This is a genomic window from Nonomuraea sp. NPDC004354 (assembly GCF_053602555.1).
Window position 1 is genome coordinate 212,106 of record NZ_JBSGDV010000004.1, and the last position, 24,407, is coordinate 236,512.

Sequence of the window (24,407 nt, forward strand, 5' to 3'; positions counted from 1 at the left end):
GCCCCGCCGTACTGGCTGTGGTGGAAGGAGCCAGCAATCCTCGCGCCACCGGGAGCGCGCGGTGCTCACTCGCCGTCGATAGCCCACGTCCATGGCTCTTCCGGATCGAGTCCTCATCGTTTCGCTAGGTTTGGTATTTCCCGATCAGGGGGCCGGTAAGGACATCAATGGTGCAGGCAGGGAGTGTTCATCTTGATGAGGAGTTCGATAGAGGCCACGTCGGTGCTGGCGGGGCGCTATCGGCTGGATGCGCTGATCGGCAGGGGTGCGGTGGCCGAGGTGTGGAGCGGCCGCGACCTGACACGTGACAGGCCGGTGGCGGTCAAGCTGTTCGCCCCCCAGTTGGCGGACCCGGCGGTGCGTGCGCGTTTCATGAGCGAGGCCCGCATCGCGGCCCGCGTGGTGCACCCCAACGTGGTGAGCGTGCTCAACGTGGGCGAGCATGACGGGCGGCCGTTCCTGGTGATGGAGCTGCTGTCCGGGCGGAATCTGGCCACCGAGATCGCCGAGCGGGGACCGTTGCCGCCAGAGGAAGTACGCCATCTGATGGGCCAGGCCGCCGCCGGCTTGGATGCGGCGCACGGGGCCGGGGTGGTGCACCGCGATATCAAGCCCGGCAACCTGCACCTGACCAGCAGCGGACTGCTCAAGGTGGTGGACTTCGGCATCGCCCGGGTAGCCGGAGAGGAGGCGGGCAGGCTGACCGCGGCCGGCACCGTGGTGGGCACCGCCGCCTATCTGTCGCCCGAACAGATCCTGGGACACGGCGGGAGCGCCGCCGCCGACCTGTACGCGCTCGGCTGCGTAGGCTACGAGCTGCTCTGCGGGCGGCCACCATTCTTGGGTGTCCCGATCGAACTGATCTACCAGCATCTCAACCAGCCACCGGTGCCGCCACGCCGGCTTCGGCCGGACATTCCCGCCGACCTGGAGGCGCTGGTGCTGTCGATGCTGGCCAAGGAGCCCGCCAGCCGCCCCACGAGCGCGGCACAGGTACGACATGCCCTCGCCTCCGCAGGCCTTCGACGCGCGCCGGGCGGCACCGCCCTGCTCGAGGTGCCAGACCCGGACACATGGCCTGGACAAGACGCGCCCCGGCGACGGTCCGCTCCGCGCCGCTACGTGACCCTCGCCGCCACCTCCGCCGCGCTGGTCGGCACCCTGCTACTGGCGACCCTGACCTACGCGGTCCGGCAAGGCGCCACCCCGACGCCCTCCGCGCCGCTCACCACATCCCCGGTCACCGCGGCGTCTTCCGCGCCGAGCATGTCCCCGTCCGCCGCGCCTACCAGCCCGCAACCGTCACCAACGGCGCGGCCCGCCACGTTAGCGGCACTGGCCTGGCTCACAACATTGGAACGGGCGCTTGCCGCCCAGCAGCGGCAGGGCGGCATCGCATCCGACGCGGCCCGCGAGGTTCGCAACCGCATCGCCGAGGCGCGCAAGAACCTCAACGAGGGCAAGATCGACGAAGCGCGCAGGCACGTCCTGGACCTCGGGACGATGCTCGCGGCGGTGCGAAGAGACGGCAGACTCGCCGATGGCCCTCTGGTCACGTTCCTGACCCGTTCCGGCATGCCTCTCCCCCGGATCGACGAGCAGCCCGATCAAAGCCATCCCGGCAAGGGCAAACACAAGAGACGCAAATAGTGCCCGCACTGGACACCGCGCGCCATCCTCTCCCTGCCGCAGCGGCCGCGGCCGGGGGCACGTCGGTGAGCTTGCCGCCGAAGCGGCAGAGCACGCCCTGGAACCGCCAGTACTTCTCGGTCGGCGCGCCGCGCTCGTCGACGCGCCCATCGGGGCTGTAGTGATGAGGCCATGCCGGTTCGGCAGACGAGAGACGGGCGGTAATGGGGTTAGCGGAACTCGACCTCGACATCGTGCTCGGAAAAGATCTTCAGGAGGTCGTCCAGTTCGACGCTCGGTCTCCAGTTGCGCAGGCGGTGGCTCGGCCGGTCATAACCCGGGACGAGGCGGCGGCGGGCCACCTCGGAGTGGTGCCAGAGGAGCCGGAACGGGCTGGCAGCACCCCATTTACCCCTAAGGCAGTCGTCTAGAGCGTCGAGGTTCCAGCCGAAGTAGCCGCCGGGACCGTTGATCGCCTCCCCGATGGCGCAGTAGAAGGCGTCAATGTCGGTGACGAAACGGCCGTCGAGGTGATACGTCGTTTCAGCCGGTTTGTCGGGCAGGCCCTGAGGATGGTGTCTGAGCGCCAGGCCGGACCATTCGTGCTGTAGCAGCCGGTCGTAGCGTGTCCATAGGTTGGGTTCGGCCGGACCGCCGTCGTACCACATCTGGAAGATCTCGCGGGCGCCGCTCGGCGTCGGCTCCTCCATCCCGTCGTCGAGGGCGATGTTCGGCAGGGCGGGGCCCAACCTCGACGGGCGGGCGGTGACGACGGTGGCCGACAGGAGCCCGGCTCCTCCGGCGATCAGGCCGTCGCGTTGGATGGCGATGATGGATGCCGTGATCTTGCGTCCCTCGACGGTCCCTGCCAGCGCCGCTTCGGGGCGGAAGCCAATCAGGGTCACCGGCCGGACGGGCGCGGAGGGCCTCTTGCGAAAAACTCCGGCGACATCCAGGCACTCGCCGAGCTTCTCGTCATCAAGCGCGGCGAGGCGGAATCCTGTTACGTCCGGCTTCTCCTCCGGCAGCCCAAGGTCCTCTACATCATCGTGTGCGCAACCGGCGCCGCCGGCGACGTCGGCCGCCTGGTCACCCTTGCCCAAGACGACGGCTGGACCGTCCAGATCGTCGCCACCCCATCAGCCCTGGACTTCATCGACATCCCCGAATTGGAAAAGCAGACCGGCCGCGTCGTCCGCAGCCAATACCGGAAGCCCCACGAGCCCAGGCCCCCGAGAGCCGACGCCATCATCCTTGCCGCGGCCAGCTTCAACACCATCAACAAGTTCGCCCAGGGAATCGCGGACACCTACGCCCTGGGACTCCTCGCCGAAGCACCCGGACTCGGCATCCCCGTGGTCGTCCTACCCTTCGTCAACAGCGCCTTCGCCACCCGCGCACCCCTCATCCGAAGCGTCGAACAACTCCGCGCCGCAGGCATCCCCGTACTCCTCGGACCCGGCCACTTCGAACCACACCCAGCCAGCACCGGAAGCGACCACATCGACGCCTACCCGTGGGCGCTGGCACTCAAGGAATTGGACAAGCTCATACGCCGCTAAAACGGTGATCTGCCGAATTGTTCTCATGAAGATCAAGGCGGCGGCGCGGCGCGCCGCCGTACCCCCGGCCCTCCGCCCGCCCGCCGTCCGGGCGTGCGGCCTGGGGGCCGGTCCCGAACGACGGCGGGACACCGGGCCGGGCACCGCGCGCCGCCCCGCCGTAGCGGCCGAACGCTCCGACCGAGATTGCCACGCCGCCGCGCAGGTACAGCATTACGATCGCCCCTGCGTGGTGGGTCATCGCAGGTGGCCGGGGCGATCGAAGGTCCAGGGCTTCGTTCCTCAGCCCCGGCCCACTGGGTATCCAGGCACAGGTCGGACGAGAACTCTCTGACCATGTACAGCGGCAGCATGATCCGGAACATGCGCGGAACGCTCCCCGTCTCCCGGGAGGAAACAGTGACATCGTCGCAGGTCGGGGTGCTGTCATGTGAAGGGACAGCGATCCACTTCTAATCCGACGGTCGCAGTTCGAATCCTGCAGGGCGCGCTAGGTATCCACCTGATCCACAACCGGCCTGGTAGACCATTGCCAGACCATCGCGTCAGGAGCCCGTCTTCCGGGACCCAGGGCCATGCCTCCGCTGTCGGCGGTCCAGGTGACCTCCGGCGCAAGCAGCCAGAGCAGCTCCTCCAGATCACCGGTGGCCGTGGCCCTCATGAACTCAGCGACGGCCGCGGCCTGGTCAGCACCGCGCTCCGCCCAATCGAAGGCGCCGAGCAGATCGTGCGCTCCCTGATCCATCTCGAGGGTAAATTCCGCGACCTGACGATCCTGGATCGTACGGTCAACGGCCAACCCGGCCTGATCGCCCAGCAGGATGGCCTCACCATATCCGTGTAAGCGTTCGAGGTGGCAGGCGACCGGATCAAGCTCATCTGGGCCGTCCGCAACCCCGACGAGCTCCGCCCGTGGACGGCGGAGCCACAGCATGAGGAGACTGGTCTGCAGCTCGGCGATGCGCCGTTTGGTGGCCGCTAACTCGATCTGCTCGCTGTTGTCAGACCGGGCTCCAAGCCGCGGTCGATGCGGTCCTGCCGCCGCCATGTGTAGATCGTCTGGGTGCTGATCTCGAGAGCGTGGGCCGGGTCAGTGGCCTCGCGGCCCGCCTCGAGCAGATCCAGCACGTTGCGCCGGAACTCCGGCGGGTAGCCCCGTCGTTCCACCCGCCTGCCGAGTAGGATCTCGCGCGCCCGGAATCCAGCCGGGCGCGCATCCGCACAGTGAGGAAGAACATGAAGGACGCGGTAGCCGGACCCGACGGTGCGAAGATCCGCTGGGTCGAGATCGCGGGCGACGAACCGGCGCGGGTATGCGTGCACGGCGCCGGAGCCCAGGCGGCGGCGTACTTCACCCACGTGATGACCCTGCCGTCCGTGGCACGGCGGCGGACGCTGATGATGGACCTGCTGGGTTTCGGACTCAGCGACCGGCCGGCCGAGTTCGGCTACCGGCTGGAGGATCACGCCGACGCGCTGGCCAGGGCACTTGATGCCGCGGGCGTCAACGGGGCCGAGGTCGTCGGGCACAGCATGGGCGGCGCCGTGGCGATCGTGCTGGCGGCCCGGCGGCCGGATCTGGTGTCGCGGCTGGTCCTGGCCGAGGCCGTCCTGGATCCGGTGCCGCCGCCCGCTCCAGGCACCGTCGGCGTCACCAGCTTCACCGAGGCCGAGTTCGCCGAGGGTGGGATGGCCCGGATTCTGGACCGGGTCGGGCCGTTGTGGGCCGCGACCATGCGTCTGGCCGATCCCGTCGCGCTGCATCGCAGCGCGTACGGCTTGCGCGCCGGGACCAACCCGTCGGCCAGGAAGCTGCTGATGGAGCTGACGATTGCACGCACGTTCCTGGTTGGGGCCCTGTCCCAGCCGCTGGAAGGAAGGGCGGAGCTGGAGGCGGCGGGTGTGCGGGTCGTCACCGTTGCCGACGCCGGTCACAATGTCATGCTCGACAACCCGCAGGCGTTCGCGGTCAGCCTCGACGGCTCGTAGGCGCCTGGATCTCGCGGATGATCTGGATGAACGTCCGTACCCGGGCGTTCTCCTCGCCTGCCCGCCACAACAGCCCGTATTCGATGGGCGGGGCGTCGCTGAACGGCACGAAGGCGATGCCCGGCCGGGTGTAGTAGCGGGCGCCCCCCCGCGGCCACGACGGAGACGCCCTTGCCGACGCCGAGGTGCGGATGCCGGTTCTGGGATGAGAGGACACCTTCCAGCGTGGCCAGTCGTTCGGCACCGGGCGCTGTTACTGGGCCGCAGGACCTACGAGGCCGTGTCGAAGGTGTGGCGGACGGTGGGCCACGATGGCGACGTCGCCGCCTGGATGGACGCCATCCCCAAGTACCTCGGCCTCTCTGAGCGATCCCGGCTGGAACAGCGTCGTGATCAAGGGGGAGGTCGCCGAACAGGTCGCCAGGCTCGAGCGGGAGCCCAGCCGGGATCTGCTGGTGTACGGCAGCGCCACGCTGGTCAACCACCTGATCACGCACGGCCTGATCGACGAGCTCAAGCTCCTGCTCCGCCCCGTCGTGGTCCCCGCTTCACCGAACGGCTGCCGCTGCGCCTGCTGGCCAAGGCGGCGGGGTGCAGCGAACGGAGCGTCACCCGGCTGTTCCACCGCGCGACCGGGCTCACCCCGCTGGCCTATCAGACCGCCCTGCGCGCCTGGAACGTGCCGAACTCCTCATACGGCAGCGCGCCACCACCGAGGTCGCCGCCAGGGAGGCCGGCTTCGGGGATACCGGATGCTGCGCAGGCTGCGGGCGCGGGCTGCGACTCTGGATCACCCGTGAATCGCCAGGTGCCCAGGGGCGCCGGGCGGGACTTCGCCATTCCGGTCCGCGGCCACCAGTAGAGATTCCCCGGGAGCGCACGCCGACATGCTTCGGCCGTATCCGCCCGCTGCCAATGATCAGGACAGAACGGAGGAGAAACCGTCGAGCCGTACCGCGGGAGATCGTACAAGGGATGATCAAGGCGGAGGCGGCGGGATCGTGTGGCTGAGCCGTACCGCCGCCGTCTCCGTCGTCGCCTCCAGCAGCTCATGCGGGTTGACGCCGAGATCTGCCGGGCGCTGTTCGCAGAGCTTCGAGGCCCTCCGCTCGGGTCCGCGCCATGAGGGCGTTTCCGCAAGCCACAGCGGGTGACGGAGGCATCGCCCGAGTGTGGGTGCGGTCTGCGGCGGTGTCGTGGAGGCGCCGGAGAAGTGGCACTTCCCCTACATCAACGAGGAGATGGAGACGGCGATCGTCGAGATGGCGGCCGACGCCGACACCCTGTTGATGGGACGCAAAACCTACGAGTCCTTCGCCGCCTTCTGGCCGCACCAGAACGACGAGATGGCCGACCAGCTCAACGGCATCCGCAAGCTGGTCGCCTCCACCGCTCGACCGGACCGACTGGCAGAACTCCAGCCTGATCGAGGGAGATTTCCTCGCCGCGGTGAGCGAGCTCAAGCGGCAGCCGGGCCAGAACATCAACCTCACCGGCAGCATCAGCCTGGTCCGCGCCCTGCTGCAGGCCGGTCTCCTGGACGAGCTGCGGCTGCTGGTGCACCCGATCGCGGTCGGCGACGGCGAACGGCTCTTCCCCGGCGGCACCGGCCAGGTACCGCTTTCCCGCCGCCGGCCGTACGTGGGCGTCCATTCGGGCTTCTTCGACAGCGCGGTCCCGGCGAACTCGGCGGCGTCCCGGCCCGCGACGGAGGGCTGCTCCGCGCGGCCGGGAGGGGCGGCACCTTCGATCTCGTCTGCTTGGCCGCTGACAGACCGAAGGATGATCACTAACTCAGCTCGAACACGTCAAGGAGTTCGCCGGTGGTACTGTGCCGCCTTCGCCCTCGGCAGGGGAGGTCAGACGCATGAGCACGTCGGGATCCGAGGCGACCACGCCAGAGAATCGCTCGGGAGTGAAGAACTCCTCGGCCGCCGCGACCACCGCGTCCGGCGTCACTGCCGCCACACGGTCTGGGAAGTCGAGCAACCGGAGCGGGTCGATGGCCTTGGCGGAGAGGTCGGCGAGCGCGGAGGCGAAGGCGGCACGCGGAGCCAGCCGGGTCGCCATCGAACCGAGAGCGTAGGACCGGGCGGCTTCGATCTCCTGCCTCGTGGGGGGATTCGTTCGCATTCGGCGGAGTTCGCGGTACAGCACCTCCATCGCGGCGTTCGTGGTGGCGGCCGCAGTGTCGGCTTCGATCGCCAGGAGTCCGCTACCGGGATGGGCGTCAAAGAACGAGGTGACGCCGTACACGTAGCCCTTGTCTTCACGCAGGTTCTTCGAGAGCCGCGAGGAGAGATAGCCGCCCAAAACGTTACAGGCCAGGAAGAGCGCCGGATAGCGCTCGTGATCGGCCGTCAGCGCCTGTGCGCGCAGCCGGACGCGTGACTGCGGGACGCCCGGTTGCGGCAGGGACGCCAATCGTCCGCCTTCGATCTCGGGAAGCGACGGCAGCGGCGGCGTTCCCTGCGCCGGTGGCCGCCAGCCGGCCAGCGATCTCTCCGCGGCGTCGGCCAGCCGTTCGGGATCGTCCTGCGCGAGGACCACCAGGACGGCACCGCGCGGATCGAACGGCCGGTGACGCGGCTCCTCGATCGCGGCCAGCTCCTCTTCCCGCACCTGGAACGCCACCGGATGGTCACCGAACAGGTGCCGCGCGAGGTGTGCTCTGACCGCGACATCGGGATGCGATCCGGCCATCTTGAGATGCGCCACCAGCTGTCCACGCGCCGAGGCGGCCCGAGTCGGCGTCCCGCGCACCACCCAAGCCATTGCCGACATGAGCGAGTCGACCGCGTTCACGGAGCAACAGGCGCTGACTGTCATCTGATGGACGTCGGCCACCGCGTTCCATTCCACGCCGTCGTCGTCCCGCCCCTGCGACATGTGGGCCGCCAGCAGTACGGACTCGGTCAGCGCGTCCCGGGTCGGGCAGGGGAGGGGAAGGCGGAGCCGCGCTTCCACAAGGGGGCTCACACCGTGCCGCAGCGCCAGCAGGCGCAGGCCGTTCCCCAGAGTGCGATCCACCACAGCACTACTCATGCACCCTCCCCGGAAGTGCCCTGAGCAGCGCGCGGGAATCGGCACGCAGGCCGGCGGCCGCCGCCGCCACGTCGTCGGTGGTCACCTCGGCGTACATGTCGGGCAACCGCGCGACACGTCCGGCATCGCCGAACAGCAGCTCGAAGCGCCCCAGCGTACGCACCCGGTCGGCGATCCGGTCCATGGACCGGTGATGGGAGGTGAGCCACGTCGTACGGCAGCGGCGCAGTTCCTCGTCGGTGGGCCCGCTCGCGCTGAGCGACTCCAGCTCCGCGTCCACGGCGGCCAGCACCTGCGCGGGCGGCACGCCGTCCGGGTGGACCGCGGTGAGCAGCCACATGTCGGGGTCACGCGCGTCGAGGAAGTCGAACAGGCCGACGCGGGCGGAGAAGGTGACCGTCTGCCCCGTCTCGCGCCGCATCCGCTCACGCAGCCGCGGTCTGCCGCCTCCGGTCAGCACGCCGGAGAGGGCGGACAGCGCGAAGTGGGCACGCGGCTCGGCGGCGGGGTCGGGCACTCGATGGCCGATGGCCAGAGCGGGAAGCGGTGCCAGCGCGTCGATGTATTCGGCCTCGCGCCGCCCGGCCGGTTCCGGCTCCCAATGGGAGGCGGTCGCGGGCGCGGGCCGGGCAGGGATCTCGCCGAACGTGCGCGTGACGGTTTCCAGCACCGCGTCGGCCTCGACGTCGCCCGTCACCGTCACCACGGCGTTGGAGGGGCTGTAGTTGCGATCGAAGAACTCCATGCAGTCGTGGAGGGTGACATGCCGCAGGGCGGCGTAGTCGCCGTACCCGTCATGGGCGTTGGCGAAGTCGCGGAAGAGCACGGGCGAAACCCTGGGCCAGGGGAAGCCGCCGTAGGGTTTGCGGATCTTACCCAGGATCTCTTCCTGCACGACCGATGCCTGGGTCCTGATGGCCCGTTCGGTGATCCTCGGGGCTCGCATACGGCCGGCCTCCAACATGATCACCCGTTCGACCGCGTCAGTGGGGACCACGTTGTAGAAGTCGGTGTAGTCCTGGCGGGTCGAGGCGTTGCAGAAGCCGCCCGCGCTTTCGACCTGCTCGAAGTGGTCCGACTCGCCGCCCATCTCTCCCTGGAACATCAGGTGCTCGAACAGGTGGGCGAGCCCGGACCCGCCTTCGGCCTCAGCGCGGAAGCCGATGTCGTAGTGGACGGCCACACCCGCCACGGGCACGGAGCGTTCCTCCTCGATGACCACTCGCAGTCCGTTGCCCAGCCTCGCGCGCACGATCTCGGCGGGCCTCACCGGCGGATCATCTCGCCTCGGGCGGGCAGCAGTTCCCCGGCGTCCGCCGCGTCGATCACGTCGGCGACGAGCCTCAGATAGACCACGAGGAGTTCGTGCCATCTCCTGTAGGCGGCGAAATCGTGGACGTGCTTCAGGAAGCGCACCGCGGCGGTCCTGCCCACGGCGGCGAGATCGAGCCGGGTGGCGTAGCCCTCCAGAACGCGGCCGATGAGGTCGTCGTAGTGGACCTTGGGGAGCATTCCGTGGCCGAACCTACGGGCCAGCTCACGGAACTCCACCAACTCGCCGATGAGCCACCCCACGTCGGACTCCCGCCGACCGGTGCCGAGATTCTCACCGGTCAGCAGGTGACCATCCCGGCCCGGCGACAGAGGCAGGAGGATGCCCTGGCTGGGAGCACCGTGCAGCAGCACGCGCGGTTCCTCCGCCCCCGGTACGCACCACGCCCCCACCATGGCCATACGTTCGTGCCCGAGGATCTCGATCGCGTGCCGGTGAAGGTCCGGCGCGGCGAGGGATCCCCGCCCGCTGCGCAGCCACGAGAGCAGCCGTCGCGGGCCTTCGGGGGACGGCAAGTCGGCCTGCGGCAGGGGCACGGCGTGCAGCCGGGCGAGTGCTGCGCTCGTCTCCGAGAAGGTGTCCCCGATGATCTGTTCGAGAGGGGTCCCGGCCCCTTCCGGCCTCCGGAGCAGCATCCCCGCGATCGAGTGCGGCTGATCCGTCCGGTACGTCATGCCGGCGGCGTCCGCCTGTTCCGGGAGCGTCAGCCTGACCCGGCCCTGGCAGGCCGTACGGACGGCCGCGACGACGGCGGGATCAGGTATCCGCATCGCGTCGTCCCGCTCGGATCCCGGCCGCCGGGTCCATCGGTAATCACCTTCACCGCACCGGACGACCGTGGTGACCACGAAACCCGAGCCGAAGGATTCGACGACTTCGCTCACAGGACCTCCTCGCGGGAGGCGCGCAACTCCGCCAGCCGCCCGATCAGCGTGTCGAGAGGGGCGGCCGCCAGGGCGTCCCGCTCTCTGGTGTGGGTGCTCAGGGTGGGCACAGGGTCGACGATCGCGACGTTGGGGCGGGCCTCGATCACCGCGAGGTTCTGCCGGTAGGCGTACGAGTCGACAGCCCCGGGCGGCAGGGCGGGGGCGATTCCGACCAGCGCGGACGTGCACTGGAGCGCCAGCAGCATCGGGGTGTCACCGAAACCGTTGGCGAACCGGCTCAAGAAGTGGTAAGTCGCCGGGTATACCAGGACGGTGTCGGGCCAGGTCGCATACTCCACGTGCGGCGATCGCCGTTCCGGGACCTCCGGCCAGGCGTCCAGGGGGACGTCCTTTCCGGTGATGGCCGCGATCGACTGCCGGGTCACGAATTGCTCCGCGCTTCTGGTGACCACCACCCGGACATCCAGGTGCCGGTAGGTGGTCCTCAGCCAGTTGAGCCAGTAGGGGAGGAAGGTGGCGCCGAGGGACCCGGTGGCGAGCACGAGCAGGCGCTCGGCGTGGAACGGCGGCGCACCCTGGGGCTGCCCGGTCTCACTCATCGGCGTCCGCCATGGCTCCGAGGATCCGCTCCACGTCGGTCAACGCGGCTGTGAAACCCTCGGTCTGCGCCACCCCCGCCGGGTTGAGGATGATCTCGTCCACCCCCGCCTCACGGTACTCGCGCAACCGTCCGGCGACCTCGTCCGCCGTGCCGTACACGTAGACCCCCGCCTCGACCAGCGCCGCGGCGCCCGCCCGCGGGTCGGCCGGGTCCGCGGGCACTCCGGCCCGCCTGAGCATGTCGGTGTAGTGCGGTGCCGTCAGGTGGAGCGCGGCCGCGGCGTGCGCGAGCTTGCGCGGATCGCGGCCGGAGCCGGCCAACCCCACGTGTACGACGGTCGCGACGCGAGGTGGCGAGCAGCGGTCCGCGGCGCCTTCGGCCAGGGCGGGGATCAACACGTCCCGGACGTAATCGGGCGGCGTCATCCAGGTGATGGCCACGTCCGCGACCGCGCCCGCCGCGCGCGCCATACCGGGGCGCAGGACGCCCAGTCCCACCTCGACCGGCGCGTGCTTCATCGGGGGCAGCCCGGTCGTGGCGACGCACGCCTCACAGTCGTGACCGGAGATCCCGCCGTCGAGGATGCCGCGCATCGCGCGGGCGTAACCGGCCGCGGCCGTCGCCGGCTTTTCGTACGACGCGCCGCGCAGCGCCCTGACCACCTCGGGTGTGGCGGCACCGTACCCGGCGACCACCGGCTTGCCGGTGAGCACCGCCAGACTGCGCGCCTGCGCCGCGGCGTCCAGTGGGTGCCGCAGCGGCATCAACGTCACGCTCAGCCCGGACGGCACCCTGATCCCCCGGCCCGACAGGTAGGCGAACGTCTGGTGGGTCTCGGCCATCACGGACTGCCCCATCCAGAGCCGACCGGCCAGCCCCTTCATCACCAGTTCCCCGAAGGGCACGACCGCGTCGGGATGCGCAGGCTGGAATGGGAACAGCAGCGCGGTAGCCATCAAACCTCCAAAACCGTCATCTGTGAATGCCGCGTCCCGAGCGGTGGCGGTGCCACGGGTCCCCGCGACACCGCCACACGGGCTCCGTTAGAAGCACTCCATCGTCAGCGTGCAGATGCTGTAGATGGTCGTCGGCGGGGGGAGCTCACGGGTCTCCCGGAGGGACGCGGCGACCTCGGCGAGCGAGGTGTAGGCGTCGGCGCCTTCCATCAGGAACTCGGCGGACATGTGTTCACCTCCTTTCTCGGCTCTCGTAGGATCCGGGCCCGGGTTCGGGGCCGGAGGTCTCGAAGGGGAGCGGCGGCGAGTCGAGATTGCGGTGCACCGCGTCGGGGACCACCCCGGCGGCCCGCAGCGCCTCGGCGACCGCCTGGTCCTGGTCACCGCCGTGCTCGGCATGGGACAGCAGCCCGGCGGCGATCGCCTGGGAGCGGTGCTCGCCGAAGCTCAGGCCGCGCATCCCGGGCCTGGGGTCCTGCGGCTCCCAGGCCCAGCCGATGCCGCGATCGAGCTGGGCGACGTAGAGGGACACGTCCTGTCGGAGCCCGCCACCGGCGGCGGCCGCTCGGGCGATCTCCGGTACGACATGCCACGACCGCTGTCCCAGGTAGACGACGATGGTGTCGCGGCGCGGATAGTGGTCGCGGGCGGAGAGCACCTTGGCCCGGTAGGCGATCCGGAGCTCTTCCAGCCGTCCGAGTGTCGCGCCCCAGAGCCCGGGGGCCGCGTCGGCCGTGTCGGTTCCGAGGTACACCCGTACGCACGCGTCCCCGAGACCGTGACCCGTGGAGCTGTTGACGAGCAGGAATCCGGGCGACAGCGCCGGCATGACGGCCGGCAGGCTGACCCATCGCGACAGCCCGCCGGGCGTCTCGACCGCGGCGCCGAGTTCCGACTCGGGGATCCGCACGCGCACGCCGTTCAGGCGGACCACATCGGGCGATCCGGGTTCCACCGGGACCAGGGAACGGGAATGGCGGTGCGGGACCACCTCCTGCAGGGCCTGCTCGAACTCGGGGTCGCGCCGTAGTCTTCGCGGCTCCTCCCCGAGGTCCTGGCCGGTGTGGAAGGCCTTGTACAGCGCGTCCCCCAGCGCCTTGCGGAGCGCCTTGGGGTTGTCCGCGGTGATCTCGTGACCGTCCACCGTGGCGCACGTCAGGTCCGCGCCGATCCGCACACGGTCGAGTGACTGTTTCACCTTTCGCCTCCGAGGCCCAACGTGACCGTGAAGTCGGCGGGATTGAGGAGGATCTTGCGCCCGACGCCCGCGGCGGCGCGTTCCAGGGGGCTCAACCGCCCGCGCTGGAATCCCGCGACGATGAGCCGGTCCATCATGTGCCAGCCGGCGAAGGCCGCCGCCCTGGCCGCCAGCTCGCGGTCGGCGCGGGCCGCTGGTCTGGCGTCGAGATAGCCCGACCAGAACGCCTCGATGTACGGCCGGAGGGCTTCGAACCGCCGGGCGCCGCCGGCGATGACCTCGCGATCGCTCATCGAGTCCTCGCCGCCGACCATGCCGAGCACGCCGCGGTAGAGCCACTCGCCGGCGAAGGCGCCCACGTCCCGCGCGGCGTCCGCGAGTCTGGTCTCCTCCCAGTCGGTCAGGTACAACCTTCCGTCGTGGTGCAGGAACTGGTCGAGCCGGAGATCCCCGTGCACCAGGACGTGGGGACTGCGCTTCTCCCACCGGGACAGGTCCCTGACCGCCTCGGTGACCACGGGATCGTTGTGCAGGATCGCCCACGCTTCCAGCTCAGCCCCGCTCGCGGCCGCGTAGGCCCGCAACGGGAGAGCCGACAGGCGGTCGAGCGGCGGAAGCGGCGGCTCCGAGGTGTCGTCGGCCACCGGCCGCGGAGCCGAGAGGGTGTGGAGGGTTCCCGTCTGGATTCCGGCCGAACGGGCGAGATCCCAGGTGAAGCCGTCCCCGGAGGCGAGGTCCGCTCCGCTATGCGCGTCCTCCAGCAGAGTGAAGGCGACCAGGCCGGACTCTTCCTCACCGCCCAGGAAACGGGGAGCGTTGATCACCGTATGGGCGTTGAGCAACATGCCCATCGCCCGGGTCCGCTCCACCCTTTGGCGGACCATGTCCGGCTCCCCGAGGGTTCGCTTGACGAAGACCGGGATCCCGGCGTCCGTCACGCCCGCCCAACTGTCGTTTCGGCCGAAGAACGCGGTGACCTCGTCCTGCCGCAGGACTCCCAGACCGAGTTCTGTGAGGAGCTTCGCGACCTCGGGGACCTGATCAAGCGGCAGAGGGATCAACTTCATCCGCTCAGGCACCACTACCGTCAGCCCCCGAGCCCTGAGAGGCGCCGCACTCCGGTACGGATGACCAGGCCGGCGGATGTGAGCTCGCACCCTGGAGCCGTCGACGCCGGACCGGGCACGTGGCAGGAATGCTCCTTGGGCGCCACCCCCCGCGACACCGCGGGCCCGCGGTTCCTACGCATGGTTCCATCTCCCCGTGATCGGAACGGATATATGAACGCGGCCGCATTCGCCTGATGAGTGGCGGTGATTCGTAGCGGACCCATCCGGGTTCCGTGGTGGCCCGGAATGAGCGGGCCATCGTCATGATCGCCCCCGAGATCGTGATCTTTAGAGTGTGTCCCGGCACTTGTGGCGGACTTGAAAGTGGCTGCAAGGGACGTTCGCCGGCCGGGAGTGGCGGGTTCGCCCGCGGGATCGATGTGATGATTCACGAGGTCACAGCCGCTTCCCGTGGATTCGGCGACGATCGGCGAACGATCCGGCGTATGCGCGCGACGGCTATTGACAGGGGGCCGTGGGGTCGGCGGCGAGGCCCCGAACCGGGCCCAAGCGTGTCGCGGCCGCCCTGGGCGCCCGCCTCGTGGGAAGCCCGCGATACCGGCCGGCGACTGGATCGGGTCTGGTGCCTGGCGGGGGCCTCCCCCTCATTCGAGATGGAGCGGGTGCGGCCGAACTCGCCGCGTATGACCGCCGCAGTCACTTACAAGTACGCCACAAGTTCCGCGAAACAGGGTGAAGATCACGATCACCGGGGTTTCGAAGGGAATGTCATGAGCAGCGGCCTCAAAGGGCCCAGTAACGTCATCTGGGACGTCACCTACGCCTGCCCCCTGCGGTGTACGCACTGCTACTCGGAGTCGGGCAGGCGGCCCGCACGGCAGTTAAGCCATGATGAGATGCTCCGTGTCGCCGACGCGATCATCGCCCTGCGCCCCCAGTCGGTGGACCTCACCGGGGGTGAACCGCTGCTGATCAAGGGGATCTTCGGCGTGGCCGAGCGCATCAGGCGGGCCGGCATCGAGGTCTCCGTCTATACCGGCGGGTGGACGCTCACCGCCGAGATGGCTCAGGACGTGGCCCGGGTTTTCTCCCGGATCACAGTGAGCGTCGACGGCGCGGACGCCGACATCCACGATCGGATCCGCGGACGGGCAGGCTCGTTCGAGCGGGCGATGAAGGCGCTGGCCCTACTCGACGACATCTCCGCGCGCCGGACTGCGGCCGGCGGCGACCCCGTGGAGTTCGGTATCGACTACGTGGTCATGCGCGGCAACCTCCACCAGATGGAGGAGGTCTGTACCGCCGTCGTTCCCCGGTTCCCGCACCTGCGGTTCCTCTTCTTCGGCGCCGCGGTGCCGTCCGGGCTGGCGAGCCGGGCGGGGTTCGCCGACCACGAGCTCCTGACGGATGAGGAACTCCGCACGCTGGTCGGCACCGAGCGTGTCGATCGACTGAACTCCTTGGTGCCGCAGTCGGTGCGGGTGACGACGACGGACAACTCCCTCCTGCAGATGCACCCGGACACGATCAAGCGGTTCGGCTTCCCCCTGATGCAGGTGGAACCCGATGGGGAGGTGCGCGCGATGCCGATCTACGAAGGAACCGTGGGAAGCCTCCTGACGGAGGAGCCCGCCGTCTTGTGGGAACGTGCGGTCGCGCGGTGGAGCGACCCCTTCGTGGTCGAGGCCCTGTCCTCTGTGCGCTCATTCCGGGACTGGGCCGAAGCGACCCGGCGTATCGACTACCACTTCGGCTCCGACGAGGTCCGACGTCGCATCGACCGTCGTCCGTCCTATCCGGCCGCGGTGCTCTCCTGACCGGCGTGGACGGGCGGGAGACCCACTCAACGCGTCGGCGGTCTTGATGCGGTACACGGGCGAAGGGCCCACGGAGGAGATCATGCACAGTGGACGGCGAGAAGGGCGGCCGGGGGCCGGCCGTACGGATTCGGAGGGGAGGAGAAAAGCCGGGTCCGGGGCGTGGCGGCTGCTGCTGGGATACGTCCGGCCGTACCGGCGGCTGCTCGCGCTCGGCGGCCTGCTCAGCCTCGCCGGCTCGCTGGCCGGGCTGACGATGCCGTTGCTGACCAAGACGGTGATCGACGCGTTCAGCGAACAACGCCCCCTGACGGGGCCGGTGCTCAGCCTGACCGCGGCCGTATTCCTGACCGCCGTCGCCGCGGCCTTCGGCAGATACACCCTGGAGCGCATGGGTGAAGGCGTCGTTCTGTCCGCCCGGCAGGGTCTGGTGGAGCGAATGCTCCGGCTGCGCGTCTCCGAGGTGGACCGGCTCAAGCCCGGCGACCTGCTCTCCCGGGTCACCTCCGACACGACCCTGCTGCGCGCGACGTTCACCACCGGGATCGTGGAGTCGATCGGCGCGGCGCTCATGCTGGTCGGCGCTCTGGTGATGATGGCGATGACGGACACGGTCCTGCTGCTCACCACGTTGGGCGTGGTGGTCGTGGTCGGCGGGCTGGTGGCACTGGTCATGCCGCGCATCCAGCGGGCGTCGGTCGACGCGCAGACCGCCGTCGGGGAGATGAGCGCGGTGCTCGACCGGGTACTGCAGGCCTTTCGCACGGTCAAGGCCAGCGGTGCCGAGGAGCGCCAGATGTCCGCGGTGGGCGAGGCCGCCCGCAGGGCCCGCGATCGCGGTGTCGCGGTCGCCTGGTGGACCTCGATCGCGAGCACATCCTCCTGGCTCGCGGCACAGCTCACCTTCGTGGCCGTGTTCAGCGTCGGCGGGACGCGGGTCGCCTCCGGCGCCATGGACGTGTCGTCGTTGATCGCCTTCCTGCTCTACCTGTTCTACCTGGTCGCGCCGATCGGCCAGCTCGTGCAGGGCACCGCCCAGATCCAGAGCGGCCTGGCGGCGGTCCAGCGGATCCGCCAGGTCGAGGAGCTGCCGGTAGAGGAGCTGCCGGTAGAGGTGAGGATCCCGCCGTCGTCCGGCTTTCCCTACTGGCCGGGCCGTACGCGCGAGGCGCCCGCCGGGGTGGTGTTCGCGGATGTGTCCTTCCGCTACGGCGACCACCGGCCAGTGGTCCACCACGGCGTGTCCTTCGAGGTCCCGGCGGGCGGGCTGACCGCACTGGTCGGGCCCTCGGGAGCGGGCAAGTCCACGATCTTCGCCCTGATCGAACGGTTCTACGAGCCACAGGCCGGGACCATCGCGCTCGACGGGCGCGACATCCGCAGCTGGCCGCTGACCGCGCTGCGCGCCGCCCTCGGTTACGTCGAGCAGGACGCGCCCGTGCTTGACGGCACGCTCCGGCAGAATCTCGTTCTCGCCGCTCCGGACGCGGCGGAGGCCGAGATCCGTCGGGTGCTCGCGCTGACCCGGCTGGAGGACCTGGTCACCCGTCTCCCCCAGGGGCTGGACACCATGGTGGGCCACCGCGGCGTCATGCTCTCCGGGGGCGAACGCCAGCGTGTCGCCATCGCTAGGGCGTTGCTACGCCGCCCTCGGCTGCTCTTGCTCGACGAGGCCACCTCCCAGCTCGACGCGGTCAATGAGCTGCGGCTGCGCGAGGTGATAGCCGAGGTGGCGAGGGAGACGACCGTGCTGGTGATCGCTCACCGGCTCTCCACGGTGACCGGCGCGGACCGGATCGTTGTGATGGAGGGGGGCCGAGTCAGGGCCACCGGCACCCATGGCGAGCTGCTCGCCGGTGACGATCTTTACCGGAAGCTCGCCGCCACCCAGCTCCTCGTCTCCACCGGCCCGAGTTCCATCCGTTCGGAGTCCAGAGGGCGTGAGCAGTGAGATTTCCGAGTATGAGTGACCGTCCTGATCCAGCGTCCGGCCGTCGCGTCCAGGATGGTTCGGGCATCGTGACGGTCGGCCCCTTAGGTACGCGGGCCAAGACGTTGCGCACGAAGTGAACGCGACACCTCTGCCAGGCTGCGCCCGATGAAGACAGCCCGCAAGGCTGCGACCAGGCTGGCGTGCGCGTCGGAGATGACCAGCTGGACGCCACCCGGGCCGCGGGCCTTCAGAGCGCAGGAACGCGGTTGAAAACGCGCCGTCCTCGCTGTCGCCGACGCACCGTCACCACGCACCGCCTGCACCTGCAGGCCATGAGCCTGGCCCTGGCGGCGCAGCACAATCCTGCTACAGCACTGCCCGCGCCACCTCCGCCTGCTGCCCAGCCGCCTCGCACGCCGGAGAGCAGACAGGATCGAGCAGCAGGCGAACAAGCACAAGCAGCCGGCCCACGATGACCGCCGTGTCGCGAGCGGACAGTGTGGCCCCAGAGCAGCTGAATTGTCCAACCAGGGGTTCTTCGTGATGGGCGGTCGCTGGGGCGAAATGCCGGTGTGGCCGGGATCGGCCTCGCGGCCGGCCAAGGCCTGAGCCCAAGCCAAGACCGCGTGCCGGCCATCTGTCACCTCGCCGCGCTCAGGCGATGGCTTCCTGGCCGTCATGCACCACGAACTCGCCCCCGGGGTGCTCGGCGCCGCCGTCCTGGCTCTGCTCCTGCTGCGCGGACGCAAGACCGGCGCCCACGCCGCCGGCGAGCCCCGGACCCTCGTCACCGTCTAGAGGGCCCCGCCGTCGACCCCGCGAGGTCGTGTCAGCGGCCATGTCAGCCCGGCGACGACCCCGTATCAGGGCGGTTGGCAATGCTCTGACCACAAGCAACACCGACACCCCCCGACACAGACTCCCGAAGGAGCACACCACCATGTCCCTCACCCTGACCGACCAGGACAAGGCCACCCTGCGCACCGCCGCCTACGGCGCCGTCTCGCTGATGTCCGCCGCCGACGCCGCCGGCTCGCCGCACAAGACCGCCACTCAGGGCTCCATCGCTCTGTCCTCCGCGACCGGCCTGGTCGGGCACGTCCTCGCCGCGAAGAGCAAGGACATCGACCTGTACGGCAGGAGCGTGGCCGAACTCGCCGACCAGGTGCTGCCGGCCCTGACCGCGTCCATGAACCTGCTCAACCAGCAGGACCCGTCCGAAGCCGGCAACTTCCGCAACACCGTCATCGTCGCCATCGAAACAGCCGCCCGCACCCACCAGGGCGAGCCCAGCCCCACCATGGCCGACATGATCCGCAAGATCACCGCCGCCCTCGACGCCGCCTGACGGCACGCCGCCATCCGCCCGTTCAACCGAAGCACCGGATTCGAAGGAGCACCACCATGACCACCACCGACCAGGCCCGACCGGAGCTGCAGAAGGCCATCCAGGAGTTCGTCGATTCGGGCCTGGCCGCCGGGGTCCAGGTGCGCGTGCACGACGAGCAGGGCGAGTGGACCGGCAGCGCCGGGGTGCGCGAGCTGGGCCAGAGCGCCAGGCCGGCGACGAACGGCCACTTCCGGATCGGCAGCACCACCAAGACCTTCACCGCGACCCTGGTGCTGCAACTGGTGGCCGACGGCACGATCGAGCTGGACGCCCCGGTGGCCGACCACCTGCCCGAGTACGGGCTGGACCGGCGCATCACCGCGCGGATGCTGCTGCAGCACACCAGCGGACTGTTCAACTTCACCGGCGAGTACTACCCCGACGGCACGTTCGCGCCGGGGATCCCCGGACTGGGCAAGGAGTGGGCGACCGACAACCGGTTCCGCACCTACCAGCCGGAGGAACTGGTGCGGCTGGCGCTGTCCAAGCCGGCGCGGTTCGAGCCGGGGACCGGCTGGAGCTACTCCAACACCAACTACGTGCTGGCCAGAGTCCTGGTCGAGAAGGTCACCGGCCGCGCGTACGCCGAGCAGATGCAGGCGCGGATCCTGCGCCCGCTCGGCCTGTCGGGCACGGTGGTGCCGGACGCCTCGCCGGACGTCCCCGAGCCGCACGCCCACGGCTACTACCGCTACCAGGACGCCGAGGAGTGGAAGACGGTCGACACCACCCGCTTCAACCCCTCCTGGATCTCCGCCGCCGGTGACATGATCTCGACCACCGAGGATCTGCACACGTTCTTCTCCGCGCTGAACTCCGGCAGGCTCCTGCCCGCCCCGCTGCTGGCCGAGATGCGCAAGCCGGACCCCACGATCGGCTACGGCCTGGGGGTGTTCGTCGAGGACACCGAGGGTGGCGGCACCCTCCTGCACCACAACGGCGGCTTCTGGGGCTGGGCGGCGCTGATGTACAGCACGCCCGACGGCAGCAAGACCATGACCGCCTCGGTGACCACCGGGGAAGCCGAGCTCGACATGGTCGCCATGTCCGAGGCGTTCGAGAAGGTGAAGCAGAAGCTCGTCACGGCGGTGTTCCGCGACGAGCGGACCGGCTGACGAGGCCGAGCCGGCTCAGCAGACGACAAGGCTGAGCACCCCAGACCCGTGCGATCAACCCCGAGCTGGACGGGAGCGTCCCCCACCGCTTTCCGAGGGGGGACGTGACCTTCCTGTCCGCAGGCCGGCGGGACGGCCGGCAGCGCCTCACCGATCGGTGGGAGCCGACCGACCGGATGTGGGCGCGGATGATGGTGGTCGGCACGGACTTCCCGTAGTGCGTCGTTCCCTGACCGGCGGGATGTGCCGGATATCCGTCGATCGACCGACGCGGGTGGTAGAAAGCTACGATCGCATGGGTGGATGTGAACACCAGGCAATTGCGGTACTTCGTCGCTGTCGCCGAGGAGCTGAACTTCACTCGCGCCGCTGCGCGGCTGCACATCGCGCAGCAGGCGCTGAGCGCTCAGATCAGGCAGTTGGAGAAAGCTGTCGGCGTGACGCTGTTTCGGCGGACGACTCGGACGGTCGAGCTCACTGCCGCTGGCGCGGCGTTCCTCAGTGAGGCTCGTTCGGTGCCGGTTGCCCTCGACCGTTCCGTCCGCGCCGCGCGGCGGATCGAGGCCAACGAATCGGGTCTGCTGACGATCGGTACCGGCGAGGGCGGGGCGCTGACTCTCACAGAGGCGATTCTCTCCGAGTTCCGGGCGCGTCATCCGGGTGTGCGGGTCGATGTCAAGGTGTACAGCTACGCCGACCCGTCCACCGGGCTTGCTGATGGTTCGGTCGATGTCGCCTACCTGCGGTTGCCGATTGACGGTGGTGACTGGCTCCGCAGCGAAACGCTGTTCGTCGAGCCGCGCGTGGTGATGTTGCCGACCTCGCACCGGCTCGCTGCGTGCAGCGTGATAGCGGCGGCCGAGCTGGTCGACGAGCCGATCGTGGGACACTTCTGCGACGACCGGGCATGGATCGACTTCTGGTCGCTGGCCGAGCATCGAGACGGGAAGCCCGCCGACTTCGTGGGCAGGGCATCGTCGGTGCTTGAGGAATTGCAGTGCGTCGGAGCAGGCATGGGGTGTGTCGTCACCGTCGCGTCAGCACGGCTTGTGCCGTCGGTGGGTGTGACGCTGGTGCCGCTGGCCGGCGCTCGCGGAAGCGAGCTCGCGGTCGGCTGGCGCGCCGATCAAGAAACCGATCTGGTCAGCTCGTTCGCCGCTGTCGCCCGCTCTGTCCGCGACGCGAACCCCGAGGCCGTGTACGCGCTGGAGCATCCGGACATGAGCGACCGGATGATGCCGCCGATGTCCGGCGTGATTCACAACGCAAGTCGGTGAATCCCGCGCAGATTGAGTGTTTCCGCCAGCAGTGCCCGGGTTTTTACAGTTGGCCCATGCGCAAAATGATCGTCCACACCATGTCCGCCTACCCGATCGCGACTGACCGGACCGGAGCCTCGCACGGTGTGGCGTAACTGGGCAGGCAACCAGACGTGCCGACCAGCGGTCATGGCCAGCCCTTCGACGAGAACCGAAGTGGCGCAGGCTGTCGAGCGGGCGGCGGCGGCGAATCACGTGGTCCGTGTCGCGGGAGCATCGCATTCGTTCACCGATGCGGTCGCCACCGACGGCATGCTGCTCTCGCTGCGGCATTGCAACCGTGTGCTGGACATCGACCACGCCACACACCGGATCCGTGTCGAGGCCGGTATGACTCTGCGTGAACTGAATCGGGTGATGGCCGAGAACGGTTTGGCCTTCCCGAATCTCGGCGATATCGACGCGCAGTCGATCGCGGGCGCTACCGCCACAGGTACACACGGGACCGGCGCACGCCTGCAGAACCTCTCGGCCTGCCTGGTGTCGATGGAACTCGTCACGGCGAACGGCGCGACGATCGAGGTGAACGCCGAACAGGATCCCGACATCTGGCGTGCCGCGCGGGTAAGCATCGGCGCCCTCGGTATCGTCACCGCGGTCACGATCCAGGCGGTACCCGCGTTCACGCTCGAAGCAGTCGATCGCCCGATGGCGGTCGAGGACGTGCTCGTCGATCTCGACGAACTGCTCGCGGCCCATGAGCACTTCCAGCTGTTCACCTTCGCGCACAGCCCGCTGGCGATGACATCCGCGCGCAATCGGGTCGACCTCGCGCCACAGCCGATCTCGCGTGCCCGCGAGTGGGTGGAGGACGAGCTCGTGCAGAACCACCTGTTGCACGCGGCGTGCGAGCTCGCCAGTGTCGTTCCGCGGGTGAATTCGCCGCTGCAGCGCCTGGGCTCCCACCTCGCGGGTTACTCGCACCGAATCGACCGCTCCGACAGGATCTTCGCGACACCGTTGCGAGTGCGGTTCGTCGAGATGGAATACGCCATCCCGCGCGAGCACACCGCCGAAGCGGTCCGCGCGGTCCGTGAACTGGCGCGGCGTCCCGAATTCAATGTGACCTTCCCGATCGAGGTTCGGTGGGTCGCCGCCGACGACGCCTATCTGTCACCGGCCGCCGGGCGCGACACGTGCTATATCGCGCTGCACCAGTACCACAAGCTCGCATCCGAGCTGTATTTCCGGGCAGCCGAAGCGATCTTCGACTCCTTCGGCGGCCGGCCGCATTGGGGCAAGCAACACTTCCAGACCCCGGAAACGCTGCGTCCGCGCTACCCCGAATGGGACAGCTTTGCGATCGTGCGCAACCAGCTCGACCCCGACCGGCGGTTCGCCAACTCCTATGTCAATCGGGTTCTGGGCACGGTATGAGCACTGCACTGTTGCACACGCGATTTCCCGCGCTCGAGCGAACGCTGCCGTTCGCCCGGCTCGGCGACGGCCCGACACCGGTGCGAGAGCTCACTGGGCTCACGCGGAACAACCTGTGGTGCAAGGACGAAAGCGGATACGGCAACGGCGGCTGGGGTGGCAACAAGGTACGCAAGCTGGAATGGCTGCTGCCCGAGGTGCGCCGGCGCGGGGCAGGCACGATCTTCACCGTCGGCGCGACCGGGACAAACTGGGGCCTGGCGGTGGCGGTGTATGCGCGCGGCCTCGGCATCGACACCGTCCTGGCACTGATCGATCAGCCCGAGGACGACCATGTCCGCGAGCAGCAGCGCAGATTGCGGCAATCCGGCGCGACACTGCACTTCACCCACAGCAAACCGCTCACGATCGCGGCCGCACCGTGGTTGCTGCTGCGTCACACGCGTGGATCGAAGGTGCCGTACTACCTGCCCGCGGGCGGCTCAGCGCCGATCGGTGTGCTCGGCTACGTCGAGACGGGACTGGAGCTCGCCGCGCAGGTGGCGGCGGGTGAACTGCCGCAGCCCCGGCACATCGTCACGGCCGTCGGCTCCGGCGGGACCGTAGCGGGACTCGCGCTGGGTTGCGCGCTGGCCGGACTGCAATCGCAGGTGCTAGGAGTGGTGGTCAACGACACGCTGCCGCTCGGTGTGCGCGATCTCGTCCGGCTCGCCGACCGGACCGCGACCGTCCTGCGGAAACGCGGAGCGGAATTCGACGTGCCGCCTCTACGGCTCACGACCACCCGTGAATACCTGGGCCGCGGTTACGGCCACCCCACGCCCGAAGCCGCCGCCGCGGCACGGGTTGCCGCGTCCGCCGGACTGCGACTGGAACCCGTCTACACCGCCAAGGCGTTCGCGGCAGTGCTGGCGGCCGACCTGGACGGCCCGGTGCTGTTCCTGAACACCTACGGCCCGAGAACGTAGTCATGCGCTTTCACGAGCCACTCGTTGTAGCCGTTGGCCTTCCATCTGCGGATCGTCTCTCTGCGCGACTTGCCTTCGACGAGCTTGCACGGGGTGCCGTCGCTGCCGGTCGGCTGGACACCTTGATCTGATCGGGCCTGCGGCTTCCATCGCCCACAGCTGCGGATTCGCTCGAGCCTTGGCGCAGTCTTCGAGCGTTTTCACTCTGTCGTAGTCGA

22 protein-coding genes and 2 pseudogenes are annotated in these 24,407 nt (G+C 69.3%); 12 read left to right on the forward strand and 12 right to left on the reverse strand.

Annotation, left to right across the window (positions count from 1 at the left end):
- Positions 1 to 183 precede the first annotated feature (183 nt).
- Entirely contained in the window at positions 184 to 1,650 is a 1,467-nt protein-coding gene (locus tag ACWENQ_RS15765; RefSeq protein ID WP_452414706.1) for a serine/threonine-protein kinase, read from the forward strand.
- 209 nt (positions 1,651 to 1,859) lie between these two features.
- Here ACWENQ_RS15765 and ACWENQ_RS15770 read toward each other — a convergent pair whose 3' ends face one another.
- Positions 1,860 to 2,732: a barstar family protein gene (locus tag ACWENQ_RS15770; protein ID WP_452414707.1), complete on the reverse strand. Its 873-nt coding sequence runs from the start codon at positions 2,730 to 2,732 to the stop codon at positions 1,860 to 1,862.
- Here ACWENQ_RS15770 and ACWENQ_RS15775 point away from each other — a divergent pair.
- The gene (locus ACWENQ_RS15775; protein ID WP_452414708.1) at positions 2,679 to 3,191 is read left to right on the forward strand and encodes a flavoprotein; all 513 of its coding nucleotides are present in this window, start codon (positions 2,679 to 2,681) and stop codon (positions 3,189 to 3,191) included. The genes ACWENQ_RS15770 and ACWENQ_RS15775 overlap by 54 nt on opposite strands.
- 490 nt (positions 3,192 to 3,681) lie before the next feature.
- Here ACWENQ_RS15775 and ACWENQ_RS15780 read toward each other — a convergent pair whose 3' ends face one another.
- A complete protein-coding gene (locus ACWENQ_RS15780; protein WP_449919739.1) occupies positions 3,682 to 4,239 on the reverse strand; it encodes a hypothetical protein in 558 nt (185 codons plus the stop codon).
- A complete protein-coding gene (locus ACWENQ_RS15785) occupies positions 4,170 to 4,514 on the reverse strand; it encodes a transposase (RefSeq protein ID WP_452414709.1) in 345 nt (114 codons plus the stop codon). The genes ACWENQ_RS15780 and ACWENQ_RS15785 overlap by 70 nt, the downstream gene beginning before the upstream one ends.
- Here ACWENQ_RS15785 and ACWENQ_RS15790 point away from each other — a divergent pair.
- The 3 genes and pseudogenes from ACWENQ_RS15790 to ACWENQ_RS15800 all read left to right on the forward strand — a co-directional run.
- The gene (locus ACWENQ_RS15790; RefSeq protein ID WP_452414711.1) at positions 4,428 to 5,180 is read left to right on the forward strand and encodes an alpha/beta fold hydrolase; all 753 of its coding nucleotides are present in this window, start codon (positions 4,428 to 4,430) and stop codon (positions 5,178 to 5,180) included. The two genes, ACWENQ_RS15785 and ACWENQ_RS15790, sit on opposite strands and share 87 nt — an antisense overlap.
- Before the next feature lie 311 nt (positions 5,181 to 5,491).
- Positions 5,492 to 5,980: a dihydrofolate reductase family protein gene (locus tag ACWENQ_RS15795; protein WP_449919267.1), complete on the forward strand. Its 489-nt coding sequence runs from the start codon at positions 5,492 to 5,494 to the stop codon at positions 5,978 to 5,980.
- 649 nt (positions 5,981 to 6,629) lie between these two features.
- Positions 6,630 to 6,728 (forward strand): annotated as a pseudogene (locus ACWENQ_RS15800) (dihydrofolate reductase family protein); the annotation flags it as partial.
- Between the two features lie 246 nt (positions 6,729 to 6,974).
- On the opposite strand, the gene ACWENQ_RS15805 reads toward ACWENQ_RS15800, so the two are convergent.
- The 8 genes from ACWENQ_RS15805 to lxmK form a co-directional block, all read right to left on the reverse strand.
- On the reverse strand, positions 6,975 to 8,225 hold the full coding sequence (locus ACWENQ_RS15805) for a M16 family metallopeptidase (RefSeq protein ID WP_449919260.1): 1,251 nt from the start codon (positions 8,223 to 8,225) through the stop codon (positions 6,975 to 6,977).
- The gene (locus ACWENQ_RS15810) at positions 8,218 to 9,495 is read right to left on the reverse strand and encodes a M16 family metallopeptidase (RefSeq protein ID WP_449919257.1); all 1,278 of its coding nucleotides are present in this window, start codon (positions 9,493 to 9,495) and stop codon (positions 8,218 to 8,220) included. Before ACWENQ_RS15810 ends, ACWENQ_RS15805 begins: the two co-directional genes overlap by 8 nt.
- On the reverse strand, positions 9,492 to 10,442 hold the full coding sequence (locus ACWENQ_RS15815) for a hypothetical protein (protein WP_449919254.1): 951 nt from the start codon (positions 10,440 to 10,442) through the stop codon (positions 9,492 to 9,494). The genes ACWENQ_RS15810 and ACWENQ_RS15815 overlap by 4 nt, the downstream gene beginning before the upstream one ends.
- Positions 10,439 to 11,044: a flavoprotein gene (locus tag ACWENQ_RS15820; RefSeq protein WP_452414713.1), complete on the reverse strand. Its 606-nt coding sequence runs from the start codon at positions 11,042 to 11,044 to the stop codon at positions 10,439 to 10,441. The genes ACWENQ_RS15815 and ACWENQ_RS15820 overlap by 4 nt, the downstream gene beginning before the upstream one ends.
- On the reverse strand, positions 11,037 to 12,002 hold the full coding sequence (locus ACWENQ_RS15825) for an LLM class flavin-dependent oxidoreductase (protein ID WP_449919249.1): 966 nt from the start codon (positions 12,000 to 12,002) through the stop codon (positions 11,037 to 11,039). Before ACWENQ_RS15825 ends, ACWENQ_RS15820 begins: the two co-directional genes overlap by 8 nt.
- 87 nt (positions 12,003 to 12,089) lie before the next feature.
- Positions 12,090 to 12,230 (reverse strand): hypothetical protein, encoded by a 141-nt coding sequence (locus ACWENQ_RS15830; RefSeq protein ID WP_449919246.1) that lies wholly within the window; start codon positions 12,228 to 12,230, stop codon positions 12,090 to 12,092.
- A gap of 4 nt (positions 12,231 to 12,234) precedes the next feature.
- Positions 12,235 to 13,200 (reverse strand): T3SS effector HopA1 family protein, encoded by a 966-nt coding sequence (locus ACWENQ_RS15835; RefSeq protein ID WP_452414714.1) that lies wholly within the window; start codon positions 13,198 to 13,200, stop codon positions 12,235 to 12,237.
- Entirely contained in the window at positions 13,197 to 14,267 is a 1,071-nt protein-coding gene (gene lxmK / locus ACWENQ_RS15840; RefSeq protein WP_449919240.1) for a class V lanthionine synthetase subunit LxmK, read from the reverse strand. The genes ACWENQ_RS15835 and lxmK overlap by 4 nt, the downstream gene beginning before the upstream one ends.
- 686 nt (positions 14,268 to 14,953) lie before the next feature.
- Between lxmK and ACWENQ_RS15845 the strand changes: the two genes are divergently transcribed.
- Both ACWENQ_RS15845 and ACWENQ_RS15850 read left to right on the forward strand, forming a co-directional pair.
- Positions 14,954 to 16,087 (forward strand): radical SAM protein, encoded by a 1,134-nt coding sequence (locus ACWENQ_RS15845; protein ID WP_449919237.1) that lies wholly within the window; start codon positions 14,954 to 14,956, stop codon positions 16,085 to 16,087.
- 82 nt (positions 16,088 to 16,169) lie between these two features.
- On the forward strand, positions 16,170 to 18,038 hold the full coding sequence (locus tag ACWENQ_RS15850; RefSeq protein WP_452414716.1) for an ABC transporter ATP-binding protein: 1,869 nt from the start codon (positions 16,170 to 16,172) through the stop codon (positions 18,036 to 18,038).
- A gap of 82 nt (positions 18,039 to 18,120) precedes the next feature.
- On the opposite strand, the pseudogene ACWENQ_RS15855 reads toward ACWENQ_RS15850, so the two are convergent.
- Positions 18,121 to 18,317: pseudogene (locus ACWENQ_RS15855) on the reverse strand (transposase); the annotation flags it as partial.
- Between the two features lie 643 nt (positions 18,318 to 18,960).
- Here ACWENQ_RS15855 and ACWENQ_RS15860 point away from each other — a divergent pair.
- From ACWENQ_RS15860 to ACWENQ_RS15880, 5 genes are all read left to right on the forward strand, one after another.
- Complete coding sequence (locus tag ACWENQ_RS15860) at positions 18,961 to 19,368, forward strand: hypothetical protein (protein ID WP_449919231.1); 408 nt, start codon at positions 18,961 to 18,963, stop codon at positions 19,366 to 19,368.
- A gap of 56 nt (positions 19,369 to 19,424) precedes the next feature.
- On the forward strand, positions 19,425 to 20,525 hold the full coding sequence (locus ACWENQ_RS15865) for a serine hydrolase domain-containing protein (RefSeq protein ID WP_452414717.1): 1,101 nt from the start codon (positions 19,425 to 19,427) through the stop codon (positions 20,523 to 20,525).
- A 299-nt stretch (positions 20,526 to 20,824) separates the two neighbouring features.
- Entirely contained in the window at positions 20,825 to 21,802 is a 978-nt protein-coding gene (locus tag ACWENQ_RS15870; protein WP_452414719.1) for a LysR substrate-binding domain-containing protein, read from the forward strand.
- A 126-nt stretch (positions 21,803 to 21,928) separates the two neighbouring features.
- Positions 21,929 to 23,221 carry a D-arabinono-1,4-lactone oxidase gene (locus ACWENQ_RS15875; protein ID WP_452414721.1) on the forward strand — a complete coding sequence of 431 codons (1,293 nt, stop codon included), beginning with the start codon at positions 21,929 to 21,931 and terminating at the stop codon, positions 23,219 to 23,221.
- Positions 23,218 to 24,189, forward strand: a complete 972-nt coding sequence (locus tag ACWENQ_RS15880; protein ID WP_452414723.1) for a 1-aminocyclopropane-1-carboxylate deaminase/D-cysteine desulfhydrase — start codon at positions 23,218 to 23,220, stop codon at positions 24,187 to 24,189. Before ACWENQ_RS15875 ends, ACWENQ_RS15880 begins: the two co-directional genes overlap by 4 nt.
- Positions 24,190 to 24,407 lie beyond the last annotated feature (218 nt).